12 protein-coding genes are annotated in these 13,083 nt (G+C 58.3%); 4 read left to right on the top strand and 8 right to left on the bottom strand.

From position 1 onward, the window contains the following. Positions 1 to 429 precede the first annotated feature (429 nt). The 4 genes from AC1Q8Q_RS16155 to AC1Q8Q_RS16170 form a co-directional block, all read right to left on the bottom strand. On the bottom strand, positions 430 to 1,698 hold the full coding sequence (locus AC1Q8Q_RS16155; RefSeq protein ID WP_042955929.1) for an IS110 family RNA-guided transposase: 1,269 nt from the start codon (positions 1,696 to 1,698) through the stop codon (positions 430 to 432). A 663-nt stretch (positions 1,699 to 2,361) separates the two neighbouring features. Then, positions 2,362 to 4,020, bottom strand: a complete 1,659-nt coding sequence (locus AC1Q8Q_RS16160; RefSeq protein ID WP_033044527.1) for a cation acetate symporter — start codon at positions 4,018 to 4,020, stop codon at positions 2,362 to 2,364. Continuing rightward, complete coding sequence (locus AC1Q8Q_RS16165; protein ID WP_008052644.1) at positions 4,017 to 4,328, bottom strand: DUF485 domain-containing protein; 312 nt, start codon at positions 4,326 to 4,328, stop codon at positions 4,017 to 4,019. Before AC1Q8Q_RS16165 ends, AC1Q8Q_RS16160 begins: the two co-directional genes overlap by 4 nt. A gap of 238 nt (positions 4,329 to 4,566) precedes the next feature. Then, a complete protein-coding gene (locus AC1Q8Q_RS16170; protein ID WP_492615253.1) occupies positions 4,567 to 5,418 on the bottom strand; it encodes a glycine betaine ABC transporter substrate-binding protein in 852 nt (283 codons plus the stop codon). 288 nt (positions 5,419 to 5,706) lie between these two features. Here AC1Q8Q_RS16170 and AC1Q8Q_RS16175 point away from each other — a divergent pair, with 288 nt between their 5' ends. After that, a complete protein-coding gene (locus AC1Q8Q_RS16175) occupies positions 5,707 to 7,302 on the top strand; it encodes a glycoside hydrolase family 17 protein (protein WP_492615254.1) in 1,596 nt (531 codons plus the stop codon). 121 nt (positions 7,303 to 7,423) lie between these two features. Here the strand turns inward: AC1Q8Q_RS16175 and AC1Q8Q_RS16180 are convergent, their stop codons facing one another. After that, on the bottom strand, positions 7,424 to 7,795 hold the full coding sequence (locus tag AC1Q8Q_RS16180) for a hypothetical protein (protein WP_492615255.1): 372 nt from the start codon (positions 7,793 to 7,795) through the stop codon (positions 7,424 to 7,426). A gap of 223 nt (positions 7,796 to 8,018) precedes the next feature. Between AC1Q8Q_RS16180 and AC1Q8Q_RS16185 the strand changes: the two genes are divergently transcribed. Both AC1Q8Q_RS16185 and AC1Q8Q_RS16190 read left to right on the top strand, forming a co-directional pair. Next, positions 8,019 to 9,317, top strand: a complete 1,299-nt coding sequence (locus tag AC1Q8Q_RS16185; protein WP_492615256.1) for a serine/threonine protein kinase — start codon at positions 8,019 to 8,021, stop codon at positions 9,315 to 9,317. Next, on the top strand, positions 9,310 to 10,098 hold the full coding sequence (locus AC1Q8Q_RS16190) for an MlaA family lipoprotein (RefSeq protein ID WP_020797016.1): 789 nt from the start codon (positions 9,310 to 9,312) through the stop codon (positions 10,096 to 10,098). The genes AC1Q8Q_RS16185 and AC1Q8Q_RS16190 overlap by 8 nt, the downstream gene beginning before the upstream one ends. Before the next feature lie 107 nt (positions 10,099 to 10,205). Here AC1Q8Q_RS16190 and AC1Q8Q_RS16195 read toward each other — a convergent pair whose 3' ends face one another. Next, positions 10,206 to 11,120, bottom strand: coding sequence for a DUF808 domain-containing protein (locus AC1Q8Q_RS16195; RefSeq protein ID WP_020797015.1), 915 nt, complete (start codon positions 11,118 to 11,120; stop codon positions 10,206 to 10,208). Between the two features lie 134 nt (positions 11,121 to 11,254). On the opposite strand from AC1Q8Q_RS16195, the gene AC1Q8Q_RS16200 reads away from it, so the two are divergent. After that, on the top strand, positions 11,255 to 11,860 hold the full coding sequence (locus AC1Q8Q_RS16200; RefSeq protein ID WP_033043606.1) for a TetR/AcrR family transcriptional regulator: 606 nt from the start codon (positions 11,255 to 11,257) through the stop codon (positions 11,858 to 11,860). A 104-nt stretch (positions 11,861 to 11,964) separates the two neighbouring features. Here the strand turns inward: AC1Q8Q_RS16200 and AC1Q8Q_RS16205 are convergent, their stop codons facing one another. Next, positions 11,965 to 12,423: an REP-associated tyrosine transposase gene (locus AC1Q8Q_RS16205; protein ID WP_168757465.1), complete on the bottom strand. Its 459-nt coding sequence runs from the start codon at positions 12,421 to 12,423 to the stop codon at positions 11,965 to 11,967. Between the two features lie 181 nt (positions 12,424 to 12,604). Beyond that, positions 12,605 to 13,045 (bottom strand): GlcG/HbpS family heme-binding protein, encoded by a 441-nt coding sequence (locus AC1Q8Q_RS16210; protein WP_020797011.1) that lies wholly within the window; start codon positions 13,043 to 13,045, stop codon positions 12,605 to 12,607. Between the last annotated feature and the right edge of the window lie 38 nt (positions 13,046 to 13,083).

Consider the following 13,083-nt stretch of genomic DNA (forward strand, 5'->3'; position numbering starts at 1 on the left):
CTAAACCGGCATCCATGCCGGTTTACCCACTGCGCAGAACCTCCACTCGGCCTCTCGAGGGGGCAAGAAAATCAAAAACCGGATCAAGATCAAACGCGGAAGCGAGGCGGCCTGACAGCCGACCTGATTGCAGGTCTGACCACATTCCCCTGTGGGAGCGAGCCTGCTCGCGATGAACATCCAGGCAACGCATTCATCCAGACAGGGTGCGTTATCGTTGACGTCCATCGCCAGCAGGCTGGCTCCCACAGGGAATTGGGGGTATCTGCAAAAATCACGTCGGCCGCAGGCCGCCATCACGGGCAACCCTTTCCCCTACAAAAACACTTTGGCGCACACCCGCCCCTCACCACTCATCAGGCCGAGCGTTAGCTCGCCTTCAGCTTTTGATCTTGATCTACCCGCCCCTTCACGCCCTGAGCCTGTCCGTCAACCTGAGACTACCTCCATCGGCGCCTCTACCAACGTGGATCCACGCCCCGTCAAAGCCTGCAAGTAAGCCTTTTCGTCATAGTAGGTGCTGGTTTTCCAGCACCTATAGACGATTCTGATCCACTTGAAAGCGAGTGCTCTCAGGGTCGCCTGGTATGAGCAGCCTTTAGCCCGCTGCTGCCGATAATAAGCCTCGGCCCACGTTGATTGAGTGATGCTGTGAGCGGCCCATTCCACAAAGGTCTGACGCAAGAAGGTTGAGCATTGGTAGCGCCAATACACCACTGTCTTCTTGCCGCTACGCTGGGTCACGGGTGCGATTCCGGCATATCGCTGCATTGCATTGGCGTCGCTAAATCGATCACGCTGTTCACCAAAAGCCACCATCAGACGCGGTGCAAGATGTTGGCCGGCGCCAGGGAGTGCCTTGAAGATCGGGTAATCGGCCAAGCTGTTGGCCGTTTCTTGAATCTCGCGATCAAAATCCTTGAGGGTGCAAATGAGCCCTTTGAGTTGCGACGCCAAGGCTGTTGCGTACAACTGCGAAGGACGTATTACCCCCGGGTCCTGCGTCAAGGGCATCGCTTGGGTGATGATTTCCCAGCGCGTTTGATTGAGTTGAGCGTGACGAGCGTTGTGCTCGTTAAAGAACTTGAGAAAAGTACTCTGGCGAGAGCGCTTGAGGTGTTCAAGCGTGGGCCAGCGCATCAGAAAGTCACAGAACACCACGCTGTCATGATTGCTAAACAGCTCCAGGGCCGCTGGATAGTACTGTTTGAGCGTACAGATCAGGCGGTTGCTGACCTTTACTCGCTCATCAACCAGTGCCCGTCGATGTTCTGTCAGGCTGGCCAAAATACGCATCGCCGGGCTTTGCGGCATCAGCTGCGCAAACCGTTGGGGATAGGTGAGCAACAACTCAAGCGCCCATTGCGCATCGGTCGGATCATCCTTGGCACCGCTGCCGACAAAGGCTTTACGGTGTTTGGCCAAGGTACTCGGATTGATGGGGAACAGGCAAAAGAACTCGTACTTTTGCAGGGCCGCCACCAACGGGCCTTTGTTGAGCTCAAGAGCAATCGCAATCGGAGCGCCGTAGCGCTCAAATAACGATTTCGCCCAGCGATCAATCGACTGGGGCGTGTGGTCGATCACAGAGAAGTGCCGCCGGGATTCCCCCGCGACCTGCAAACACACGTCGTGCTTGGTATCGGCCCAATCTATTCCGACATAAGCAGTGAATCTCTGAGACAGGAGCGTTTGCATCAACAACCTCCACCGGCGCTAAAGTACATGCAGGGACATGCATGCTTGCGTCCAGCGAAAGCGATATAGAGAGCCGTGTCGGGCTTTCCCTGAGTATTCGTTAGAGGGCGCAAGCGCACCTGTGGGCTCGAAAGTGAAGGGGTAATCATCACGTGCTTGGGAGGCATATTCGTAGCCCACAGGTGCATGTTCCTTCCTTGATAAAACTGACTTCCAGACGCTGAAGTATGGAAGAAGAAAGGAACGGACAACCTATATCGGGAGGCCTCGTTCCGGTGTTCATCCGGGGAGTGGCGCGCAGCGCCGTTCGACGCAGTCGAACACGCTGCATGTAGGTGCCAGCGAAGCCAACCGGAGGGCAGTGTCCCCGGATGGACACCGGAGCGAAGGAACGCCGAGCCCCAGCGAGGGGCCGGACGCTGGGGCGAGCGTTTTTTTGCTTACTTTTTTAGGCGCTTGTAAAAAAGTGAGTCGCCGTAAGGGCGAAACCATAAGTCGCCGTTACCGCAGGAATGGATATGTACCCGGTTAACAAAAGATAGGTCGGCTGTAAGGCCGCCTTCGCAGACAAATCTCACGTCTAAAATGTCCGATAACCGCCCAAAAAAAATGCCCCAATCTCTCAATCGGGGCATTTCTATTTAAGCCAACAAACTTGAAGCCTTAGTGCGAAACCGCCCCGCTCGCCCCCAAACCAGTCTGCGAACGAACGAACTGCGGGAAGAACAGCGCCCGCTCGTTGTCAGCCGCCGTCGACTTGTCGGTAATCGAGAAGAACCAGATCCCGATAAAGGCAATGATCATCGAGAACAGTGCAGGGTACTCATACGGGAAGATCGCCTTCTCGTGATGCAGGATCTGCACCCAGATGGTCGGGCCAAGCACCATCAAGCCCACAGCGCTCACCAGACCCATCCAGCCACCAATCATCGCGCCGCGAGTGGTCAGCTTTTTCCAGTACATGGAAAGCAGCAGCACCGGGAAGTTGCAGCTCGCCGCGATAGAGAATGCCAGGCCGACCATGAACGCGATGTTCTGGCTTTCGAAAAGGATGCCGAGGCCGATCGCCAGCACCGCCAGGGCGATGGTGGTGATTTTCGACACGCGGATCTCGTCCTTCTCGTTGGCCTTGCCCTTCTTGATCACGCTGGCGTACAGGTCATGGGACACCGCCGAGGCACCGGCGAGGGTCAGGCCGGCCACCACTGCCAGGATGGTTGCGAACGCTACCGCCGAGATGAAGCCCAGGAAGATACTGCCACCGACCGCATTGGCCAGGTGCACCGCCGCCATGTTGTTACCGCCCAACAGCGCGCCAGCCGCATCCTTGAAGGCCGGGTTGGTGCTGACCAGCAGGATCGCGCCGAAGCCGATGATGAAGGTCAGGATATAGAAGTAGCCGATGAAGCCGGTGGCGTACAACACGCTCTTGCGCGCTTCTTTTGCGTCACTCACGGTGAAGAAGCGCATCAGGATGTGCGGCAGGCCAGCGGTACCGAACATCAGCGCCAACCCCAGGGAGAATGCCGAGATCGGATCTTTCACCAGGCCGCCCGGGCTCATGATCGCTTCACCTTTAGGGTGAACCTTGATCGCCTCGGAGAACAACATGTTGAAGTCGAAGTTGACGTGCTTCATCACCATCAGCGCCATGAAGGAAGCGCCGGACAGCAGCAACACAGCCTTGATGATCTGCACCCAGGTGGTCGCCAGCATGCCGCCGAACAGCACGTACATGCACATCAGGATACCGACCAGGATCACCGCAACGTGGTAGTCGAGACCGAACAGCAGCTGGATCAGCTTGCCGGCACCGACCATTTGCGCGATCAGGTAGAACGCCACCACGACCAGTGAACCGCAAGCGGACAGCGAGCGGATCTGGGTTTGCCCCAGGCGATAGGACGCCACGTCGGCAAAGGTGTATTTGCCCAGGTTGCGCAGGCGCTCGGCGATCAGGAACAGAATGATCGGCCAGCCCACCAGGAAGCCGATCGAGTAGATCAGGCCATCGTAGCCGGAGGTAAACACCAGCGCGGAAATACCCAGGAAGGACGCCGCCGACATGTAGTCACCGGCAATCGCCAGGCCGTTCTGGAAGCCGGTGATCTTGCCGCCCGCCGCGTAGTAATCGGAGGCCGACTTGTTTTTCTTGGACGCCCAGTAGGTGATGCACAGGGTCGCGCCAACGAATGCGACGAACATCAGAATCGCCGACACGTTAAGCGGTTGTTTCTGCACGGCGCCGGTCAGGGCGTCAGCCGCCCAGGCGCCCGGTGCGAAGGCTGCGATGCTCAAGAGAGCCATTAGACGCCGGATCATTGCTGAGCCTCCTTGAGAATCGCATTGTTCAAGTCGTCGAATTCGCCATTGGCGCGTCGTACGTAGATCCCGGTCAGGATGAAGGCTGAAACAATCAGCCCGACACCTATCGGTATGCCCCAGGTAATCGATGACTCAGGGCTGATTTTCGCCCCCAGCACCTGCGGCCCGTAAGCAATCAAAAGGATGAATCCGGAGTAAAGCCCTAGCATGATCGCCGAAAGAATCCAGGCGAATCGTTCCCTCTTGCTAACCAGCTCCTTGAATCGCGGGCTGTTTTGAATCGAGAGGTAAATGCTGTCGTTCATTGTTTTTATCCTCGCAGCACAGATTTAGTTGGAACGGTATCCACTCTATGCGGCTGCGGGGCAGGTTCCAGACGACCTTAGTCTTAGAACCACGTGACGTATTCGCCAAAGTCCAGCAAGAATAAATAAATGTGGGAGCGAGCCTGCTCGCGAAAGCGTCAGATCAGTCGACATCTCGGTCAACTGACAGAACGCTTCGCGAGCAGGCTCGCTCCCACAGGGTAAGGCGGTGCAGCTATTACTTGATCCAGTCAGCCACGCGCTCCGGGTGCTTGGCTACCCAATCCTTGGCCGCTGCTTCAGGCTTGGCACCCTCCTGGATCGCCAGCATGACTTCGCCGATTTCATCCTTCGAAGCCCACTGGAAGTTCTTCAGGAACTTGGCCACTTCCGGTGCCTTGGTCGCCAGCTCTTTGCTGCCGATGCTGTTCACGGTTTCAGCCGCGCCGTACACGCCTTTCGGGTCTTCCAGGAAACGCAGTTTCCACTTGGCGAACATCCAGTGTGGCACCCAGCCGGTCACGGCGATGGATTCGTTTTTCTTCTCGGCACGGGTCAGCTCGGCAATCATGCCGGCGCCGGAACTGGCCTTGAGTTGATAACCGGTCAGGTCGTAGTCCTTGATCGCCTGCTCGGTCTTGAGCATCACGCCTGAACCGGCGTCGATGCCAACGATGCGTTTTTTGAAGCTGTCATCGGTCTTCAGGTTTTCAAGCGACTTGGCCTTGACGTACTCCGGTACGATCAAGCCGATCTTGGCGTCCTTGAAGTTCGGACCGTAGTCGACGACCTGGTCCTTGTTCTTGGCCCAGTAATCGCCGTGGGTCACTGGCAGCCAGGCCGACAGCATGGCGTCGAGTTTGCCGGTGGCCACGCCCTGCCACATGATCCCGGTGGCGACGGCTTGCAGCTTCACGTCGTAATTCAGCTTCTGCTTGATCACCTCAGCGGCCACGTGAGTGGTAGCAACGCTGTCGGACCAGCCGTCAACGTAACCGATGCTCAGGGTCTTGTTCTCGGCATTGGCGAATGTGGAGCCCATCGCAAGCACCAGAGCGGCACCTGCGCCTAAAAGTCGTCGCATCTTCATCGTTACTTCCCCGAAAGTGCTGCGCTCGACGGATGCCGAGTCGCGTCAACGTATAGTTATAGTGCACAGCGCCCCCATCACGCCCCACCGCAAACTCGTTCGATCATCAGTGGAGTACTGACAGTTGCGATCATCAACCTGACGCTATCAGCGACCTGCTCTGCCAGCGACCTCAAGGCAGCGAGAAACGACATCAGAACGCCATTAATCCCGCGCCAGACAACCGTTCCGGGCAATCCGCCCGAACTTTGCATGTCAAAATCATGCAGGCCACCAAGCGGGAGATAAATGCAGGTAACATGCGCCGCTTTGCTCCCACACGGCCTGACCATGTCCGCGACATCCCGTTTTCCTTTTTTTGCGTATTTATTTGCTTGCCTGCTGGGGCTGTTTGCTCTCTGCGGCTTCTGGTATGGCCTGGGCAAACCGGTGATCCTGCCGGACGTCGCCAGTGCCTCGCACAAGCTGCAATGCGCTTCCTACACTCCTTTCGACAAGGACCAGTCGCCGTTCGACGTGCCATTCAACCTGCGTCCCGAGCGCATGGATGCGGACCTCGCGCTGCTGGCAACTCGCTTCGAATGCATACGCACGTACTCGATGACGGGGCTCGAGGCGCTACCCGATCTGGCGCGCAAGCATGGGTTGAAAATGATGATCGGCGCCTGGGTCAACAGCAGCCCGGTGGACACCGCCAAGGAAGTAGAGCTGCTGATCGCCGAAGCCAATGCCAACCCGGACGTGGTGACGGCGGTCATCGTCGGCAACGAGGCACTGCTGCGCAAGGAAGTCACCAGCACACAGCTTGTGAAACTGATTGAGCGGGTCAAAAGCCAGGTCAAACAGCCCGTCACCTATGCGGACGTCTGGGAGTTCTGGCAAAAGCACCCGGAAATCGCTCCGGCGGTGGACTTCGTGACCATCCATTTGCTGCCGTACTGGGCTGATTACCCTTGGGACGTCGAGGTCTCGCTGTCGCAACTCGCCATGATTCGCGAATCGTTCGCCAGCATGTTTGCCCCCAAGGATGTGTTCATAGGCGAGACCGGCTGGCCGAGTGAAGGCCGTCAACGCAGGATTGCCCTGCCAAGCCGGGTCGACGAAGCCAGGTTCATTCGTGGTTTTGTCGCCATGGCCGAGCAACATGGTTGGCACTACAACCTCATCGAAGCCTTCGACCAGCCGTGGAAACGTGCCAGCGAGGGCGCAGTCGGCGGTTACTGGGGACTGTTCGATGCGGATCGCCAGGACAAGGGCGTGCTCGCAGGACCGGTGACCAATGTGCCGTACTGGTCGCAGTGGCTGGTGGTGGGTGGGTTCATCTTCCTGGGCACACTGCTTCTCGGTGGACGCGTGCGCAGCACTCGCGCTGCACTGGTCCTGCCACTGCTGGGGGCGCTGGCTGCTTGCTCGATTGGCGCCTGGGGCGACCTGGCACGGGTCACCACGCGTTTTGCCAGTGAGTGGCTATGGGTTGCTTTGCTGACCGCGTTGAATGTGCTGGTGCTGGCCCATGCCGCGCTAACCTTGAGTCCCCGCACCGGTTGGCGCGGATGGGCATTCAATGCGCTGGAACGTCGGGCTGGCTGGATACTGGCAGTGGCAGGATTTGCCGCGGCGGTAACGATGCTTGAACTGGTATTTGATCCGCGCTATCGCAGTTTCCCCAGCGTTGCGTTCATCGTGCCGGCACTGGTTTATCTTTGCCGCCCGGTCAGTGTGCCGCGTCGGGAGATCGCCCTGTTGACCTTCATCATTGGCGCCGGTATTGCACCTCAGCTTTATCAGGAAGGTTTGCACAACCAGCAGGCCTGGGGTTGGGCGCTGGTGAGTGGATTGATGGTGGCGGCGTTGTGGCGCAGCTTGCGGGTTCGCAAGGGCTGATTTGGCGCTGCATCCGGCCTCTTCGCGAGCAGGCTCGCTCCCACATTGAGATCATCGCAGTACACAAAATCTGTGTTCATTGAAAATCTACTGTGGGAGCGAGCCTGCTCGCGAAAGCTCACTATCGCGTGCTACCGGAGGCCCTGACCAACCGCAACCCCGCAATCACCACCGCAAACACCGCCATCGTCGTGTTGTACAACGCCAATGCGGGAAACCCGAACACCAGCGCCAGCACCGCCAACCAGCACCCTGCCCGCCCTGGCAGCACAAAGCCGATCACGGCGGCAGCCAACGCGCCCCAGCCCAATACCTGGAAGTGAATCATCAGCCCCAGGTTCGAACGCACCTGGCATTCCCAACGGCTTGCCTCATCCACGCAAATACCGACCCACTGCGCATCTTCCATGAAGCCGTAGCGCGCGCCATAACTGGCGATCAGCCAGAGGGGCAGCAGGACAAGCAGCACAATCACGGGCAAACGGCGGGACATGGGGCACTCCAATACGCGAAAACGGCGGCCAGCTTAATCCCCCGGCAGCCCGACGCAAGCAATAACAACTGATAACTGGTCATTCAATCACTGCAAAGTGTATCGTCGCGCTACTATTACTCGGAATTAAGGCCTGTTTGGTGCCGATGCTTGGCACTTTGGCGCGGATCCAGTGGTCATAGCCTGCGAACTTCATTCGGCACCTTCTCTAAGGGATCTAGTCATGCTCCGTTCCTTGCGCTTCGCCGCCCTGTTTGGCGGCCTTATTTTGAGTGCGTCCGCACTGGCGGTCGATATCGACGCTGCCAGTTATGGCTATCCCTTGACCAACCCGTTCGAGGCAACGATTGCCACGACGCCGCCGGATTTGCGCCCCGAGCTGCCGCTGGACGACGACATCGATCAGGCGGATCGCAGCGTCACCTTGCGCCCGGAACGCGCATTCGAACTGCCTGACAACTTCTGGCCAGTGAAGAAGCTCACCTATCGCATTGCCACCCAGGATAAAGTCGCGCCGTTGATTTTCCTGATCGCCGGCACGGGCGCGCGCTATGACAGCAGCCTTAACGAATACCTGAAAAAGCTCTATTACAAGGCCGGGTACCACGTGGTGCAATTGTCGTCGCCCACCAGCTTCGACTTCATGAGCGCCGCCTCACGCTTTGCCACGCCCGGTATCACCAAGGACGACGCCGAAGACATGTATCGCGTGATGCAAGCGGTGCGAGCGCAAAACCCTAAACTGCCGGTCACCGATTACTACCTGACCGGCTACAGCCTGGGCGCGCTGGATGCGGCATTCGTTGCGCACCTGGACGAAACCCGCCGCAGCTTCAACTTCAAGAAAGTGCTTCTGCTTAATCCTCCGGTCAATCTCTACACCTCGATCACCAACCTGGACCGGCTGGTCCAGACCGAGGTCAAGGGCATCACCAACACCACAACGTTCTATGAGCTGGTGCTGAACAAACTGACCCGTTACTTCCAGCAGAAGGGCTACATCGATCTCAACGACGCGCTGCTCTACGACTTCCAGCAGTCCAAGCAGCACCTGAGCAACGAACAGATGGCCATGCTCATCGGTACCTCGTTCCGCTTTTCAGCCGCCGATATCGCCTTTACGTCGGACCTGATCAACCGTCGTGGCCTGATCACTCCACCCAAGACGCCCATCACCGAAGGCACCAGCCTCTCGCCGTACTTCAAGCGAGCACTGCAGTGCGACTTCGACTGCTACATCACCGAACAGGTCATCCCGATGTGGCGCGCCCGCACCGACGGCGGCAGCCTGCTGCAATTGATCGACCAGGTGAGCTTGTATGCACTGAAGGACTACCTGCATGACAGCCCGAAAATCGCCGTGATGCACAATGCCGACGACGTGATTCTCGGCCCTGGAGACCTGGGTTTCCTGCGCAAGACATTTGGCGATCGCCTGACCGTTTACCCGCTGGGAGGCCATTGCGGCAACCTTAACTATCGCGTCAACAGCGACGCCATGCTGGAGTTCTTCCGTGGCTAAATACCTCCTGCTTATCGCCGCGTTACTCAGTGCAGGCATTGCCCATGCAGATAACAGCAAAGCTAACGCCCCTGTCGTCATCGACAGCGACGGCTTCAAGGAACCCCTGAGCAAACTCAAGTTCAACCCGGGCCTGGACCAGCGCGAATTCGAACGCTCGACACTCGGCGCCCTGAATGTCTACGACCCGCTGGAGCAGTGGAACCGCCGTGTCTACCACTTCAACTACCGGTTCGATCAGTGGGTGTTCCTGCCAGTGGTCGACGGCTATCGCTATATCACGCCGAGCTTCTTGCGCACTGGCGTCAGCAATTTCTTCAACAACCTCGGCGACGTACCGAACCTGCTGAACAGCCTGTTGCAGTTCAAGGGCCAGCGTTCGATGGAGATCACCGGTCGACTGCTGCTCAACACCACCATCGGCATCGCCGGCTTGTGGGACCCGGCCACCTCCATGGGCCTGCCGCGCCAGAACGAAGACTTCGGCCAGACCCTGGGCTTCTATGGTGTACCGGGCGGCGCCTATTTCGTACTGCCGATCCTGGGACCGTCCAATCTGCGTGACACGGGCGGGCTGGCAGTCGACTTCAGCGCCGAGAATGCAATCAACTTCCTCAATGTGTCCGAGGTCAGCTCCACCCATCCAGAAGTCTGGATCCTGCGCGGCATCGACAAACGCAACCAGACCAGCTTCCGTTATGGCCAACTGAACTCGCCGTTCGAGTATGAGAAGGTGCGCTACGTGTACACCGAGTCGCGCAAGTTGCAGATCGCCGAGTAATACCATCGGCCACAAACACCCTGTAGGAGCTGGCGTGCCAGCGATAGCGCTCGAAAGGTCTACACAAGACTCAAGGGCCAATCGCCAGCAAGCCGGCTCCTACGGGTTTAACCTTTGACTGCTCGCCAGATTTTGCTGACGGCCAGAACCCCCACCAACACCACCGCCCCCGCCACAATCCCCGCCACCCCATTGAGCAGCGTCGGTACGATAAACCCGGCACCGCCCGCCCCCGCACTGACACTTTCGATCCAGTGATGCACCACCGGAACACCGTGGGTGAGGATGCCGCCACCGACCAGGAACATGGCCGCCGTACCGATCACCGACAGGCTTTTCATCATGTACGGCGCCGCGCGCAGGATGCCGTTGCCGATGCTTTTGGCCATCTGCCCAGGCTTCTGGGTCAGCCACAGGCCCAGGTCATCGAGCTTGACGATGCCGGCCACCAGCCCGTAGACGCCGATAGTCATGACGATGGCGATGCCCGAGAGCACGACGACTTGTTGGGTCAGCGCCGAGTCGGCCACGACGCCGAGGGTGATGGCGATGATTTCCGCCGAAAGGATGAAGTCGGTGCGGATCGCGCCCTTGATCTTGTCCTTTTCGAACGCCACCAGATCGACCGCCGGGTCCGCCACTGCCTCGACCAGTTCGGCATGTTCGGCCTGGTCTTCAGCCTTGCTGTGGAGGAATTTATGGGCGAGCTTTTCGAACCCCTCGAAACACAGGTAAGCGCCACCCAACATCAGTAATGGCGTGACCAGCCATGGGATGAACGCGCTGATGGCCAGTGCCGATGGCACCAGGATCAGCTTGTTGATAAATGAGCCCTTGGCGACCGCCCAGACCACCGGGATTTCCCGATCGGCCCGCACGCCGCTGACCTGCTGGGCATTGAGCGCCAGATCATCGCCCAGCACCCCGGCGGTCTTCTTGGCGGCCATTTTGGTCATCAACGCCACATCGTCCAGTACGGCTGCGATGTCGTCGATCAGCACGAGCAAACTGCTTCCTGCCATGAATCGGCTTTCCTTCTTGAATGAATGCCGTGCAGCATAGCGCGGCCTGACGCCGCACGGAGCATTCTTGAGCCTCGCCGAAGGCCGGTGCTACCATGCGCCACCGCCAGTACAGGCAAGGAACCCCCTGGTTTATGAGCACCATCCGCGAGCGCAACAAACAACTGATCCTGCGTGCCGCCAGCGAAGAATTTGCCGACAAGGGCTTCGCTGCGACCAAAACCAGTGACATCGCAGCCAAGGCGGGATTGCCCAAGCCCAACGTCTACTACTACTTCAAATCCAAGGAAAACCTCTATCGCGAGGTCCTGGAAAGCATCATCGAACCGATTCTGCAGGCCTCGACACCGTTCAATCCCGACGGTGTGCCCAGTGAAGTGCTGAGCGGCTATATCCGCTCGAAAATCCGCATCTCTCGCGACCTGCCCTTTGCCTCCAAGGTGTTCGCCAGCGAAATCATGCATGGCGCGCCGCACCTGAGTTCCGACCTGGTCGAACAGCTCAACGGCCAGGCCAAGCACAACATCGACTGCATCCAGACCTGGATCGATCGTGGCCAGATTGCGCCAATCGACCCCAATCACCTGATGTTCAGCATCTGGGCCGCGACCCAGACCTACGCCGACTTCGACTGGCAGATCACTGCTATCACCGGCAAGGCCAAGCTGGATGAAGAGGATTATGAAGCGGCTGCGCAGACGATTATCCGGCTGGTGCTCAAGGGGTGTGAGCCGGACTGATATACCGCGGCGCGACCATTCGCGAGCAAGCTCCCACACAGAGGACTCCCCCCAATCCATTGTGGGAGCGAGCCTGCTCGCGAAAAAGGCAACTCGGTTCCAGTTCAAACCCAAATCGCATCCCACAGCGGATAGTCGCCAAGCCGCTCGACTAGCCCTGCCCTTAGCGGGTTGGCCACAATGTACCGAGCCATTTTTACCAAGTCTTCATCACGGCGCAGTGCTCGGTCATGAAAGCCTTTTTGCCACAGACTAATCTGACGACCAGTGCACAGATTGATCGCCTTGGTGCTTAAGGATTTGGTCCTTTGCATCAGCTCACTCAACGACCCCCGCCACAGATCAATTAGCCAGTGAAAATGATCCGGCATGACTACCCATGCTAGAGAGTCCACTAGCCCTGAATTTTGTGCTTGGCGAAAATGATGAACAACCAACCTGCCCAAAGTGAAATCGGCAAAAATCGGTTCTCGATCATGTGTGTTACTAGTGAGGAGATAGATTCGATTGGGCTCGGCATAACGCCCGGTTCTCAAGCGATGCGAAGCAGCTAAATCAGGCATTCCTTTGCCTCTCTCATGATGGAATCATGAAAAGCCTAGCCTTGGAAATGCCATATCGTCTTGCAGACTTTTAGCTTGATGTGTCTGGAAAAATGCCTTCGCGAGCAGGCTCGCTCCCACAGTGGATTTACTGTGCAAGTAAATATCCTGCTCGCGAAAGCGGTCGATCAATCATCAAATATCAAGCAGCCACCCCAGCATCCGCCCTCAACCCCAGCGCCTCGATCGCATTGATCGCACACTGCTCATCAACATCCGACAGATCCCCGCTGATCCCCACCGCCCCCAACACATTCCCATCCTGATCGCGGATCAGCACACCGCCCGGTGCCGGCACCACGCTGCCCTGCCCCAGGCTATTCAATGCCGCGATGAAGGCCGGGCGCTGTTGGGCGTCCAGCGCCAGCAGGCGTGAGCCTTTGCCCAGGGCGATGGCGCCCCAGGCCTTGCCGATGGCGACTTGCGGGCGCAGCAGGCTGGCGCCGTCTTCGCGCTGCAAGGCGACCAGGTGCCCGCCGGCATCCAGTACCGCGATGGCCAGGGGCGCGGCGGAGATTGCCCGTGCGGCGGTGATGGCCTCGTTGACCAGGTTGACTGCGACTTTCAAGGTTAAAGCGCTCATGGTGCCGTCCTCATTTTGTTTTTAGGAAAGCCGGTAGC

It is taken from the genome of Pseudomonas sp. GW823-FHT06B06, from assembly GCF_058795195.1.

Bases quoted from the DNA above. Each gene is read 5' to 3' on its own strand.
- AC1Q8Q_RS16155 (WP_042955929.1), bottom strand. From the start codon at position 1,698: ATGCAAACGCTCCTGTCTCAGAGATTCACTGCTTATGTCGGAATAGAT.
- AC1Q8Q_RS16160 (WP_033044527.1), bottom strand. From the start codon at position 4,020: ATGATCCGGCGTCTAATGGCTCTCTTGAGCATCGCAGCCTTCGCACCG.
- AC1Q8Q_RS16165 (WP_008052644.1), bottom strand. From the start codon at position 4,328: ATGAACGACAGCATTTACCTCTCGATTCAAAACAGCCCGCGATTCAAG.
- AC1Q8Q_RS16170 (WP_492615253.1), bottom strand. From the start codon at position 5,418: ATGAAGATGCGACGACTTTTAGGCGCAGGTGCCGCTCTGGTGCTTGCG.
- AC1Q8Q_RS16175 (WP_492615254.1), top strand. From the start codon at position 5,707: ATGCAGGTAACATGCGCCGCTTTGCTCCCACACGGCCTGACCATGTCC.
- AC1Q8Q_RS16180 (WP_492615255.1), bottom strand. From the start codon at position 7,795: ATGTCCCGCCGTTTGCCCGTGATTGTGCTGCTTGTCCTGCTGCCCCTC.
- AC1Q8Q_RS16185 (WP_492615256.1), top strand. From the start codon at position 8,019: ATGCTCCGTTCCTTGCGCTTCGCCGCCCTGTTTGGCGGCCTTATTTTG.
- AC1Q8Q_RS16195 (WP_020797015.1), bottom strand. From the start codon at position 11,120: ATGGCAGGAAGCAGTTTGCTCGTGCTGATCGACGACATCGCAGCCGTA.
- AC1Q8Q_RS16200 (WP_033043606.1), top strand. From the start codon at position 11,255: ATGAGCACCATCCGCGAGCGCAACAAACAACTGATCCTGCGTGCCGCC.
- AC1Q8Q_RS16205 (WP_168757465.1), bottom strand. From the start codon at position 12,423: ATGCCTGATTTAGCTGCTTCGCATCGCTTGAGAACCGGGCGTTATGCC.
- AC1Q8Q_RS16210 (WP_020797011.1), bottom strand. From the start codon at position 13,045: ATGAGCGCTTTAACCTTGAAAGTCGCAGTCAACCTGGTCAACGAGGCC.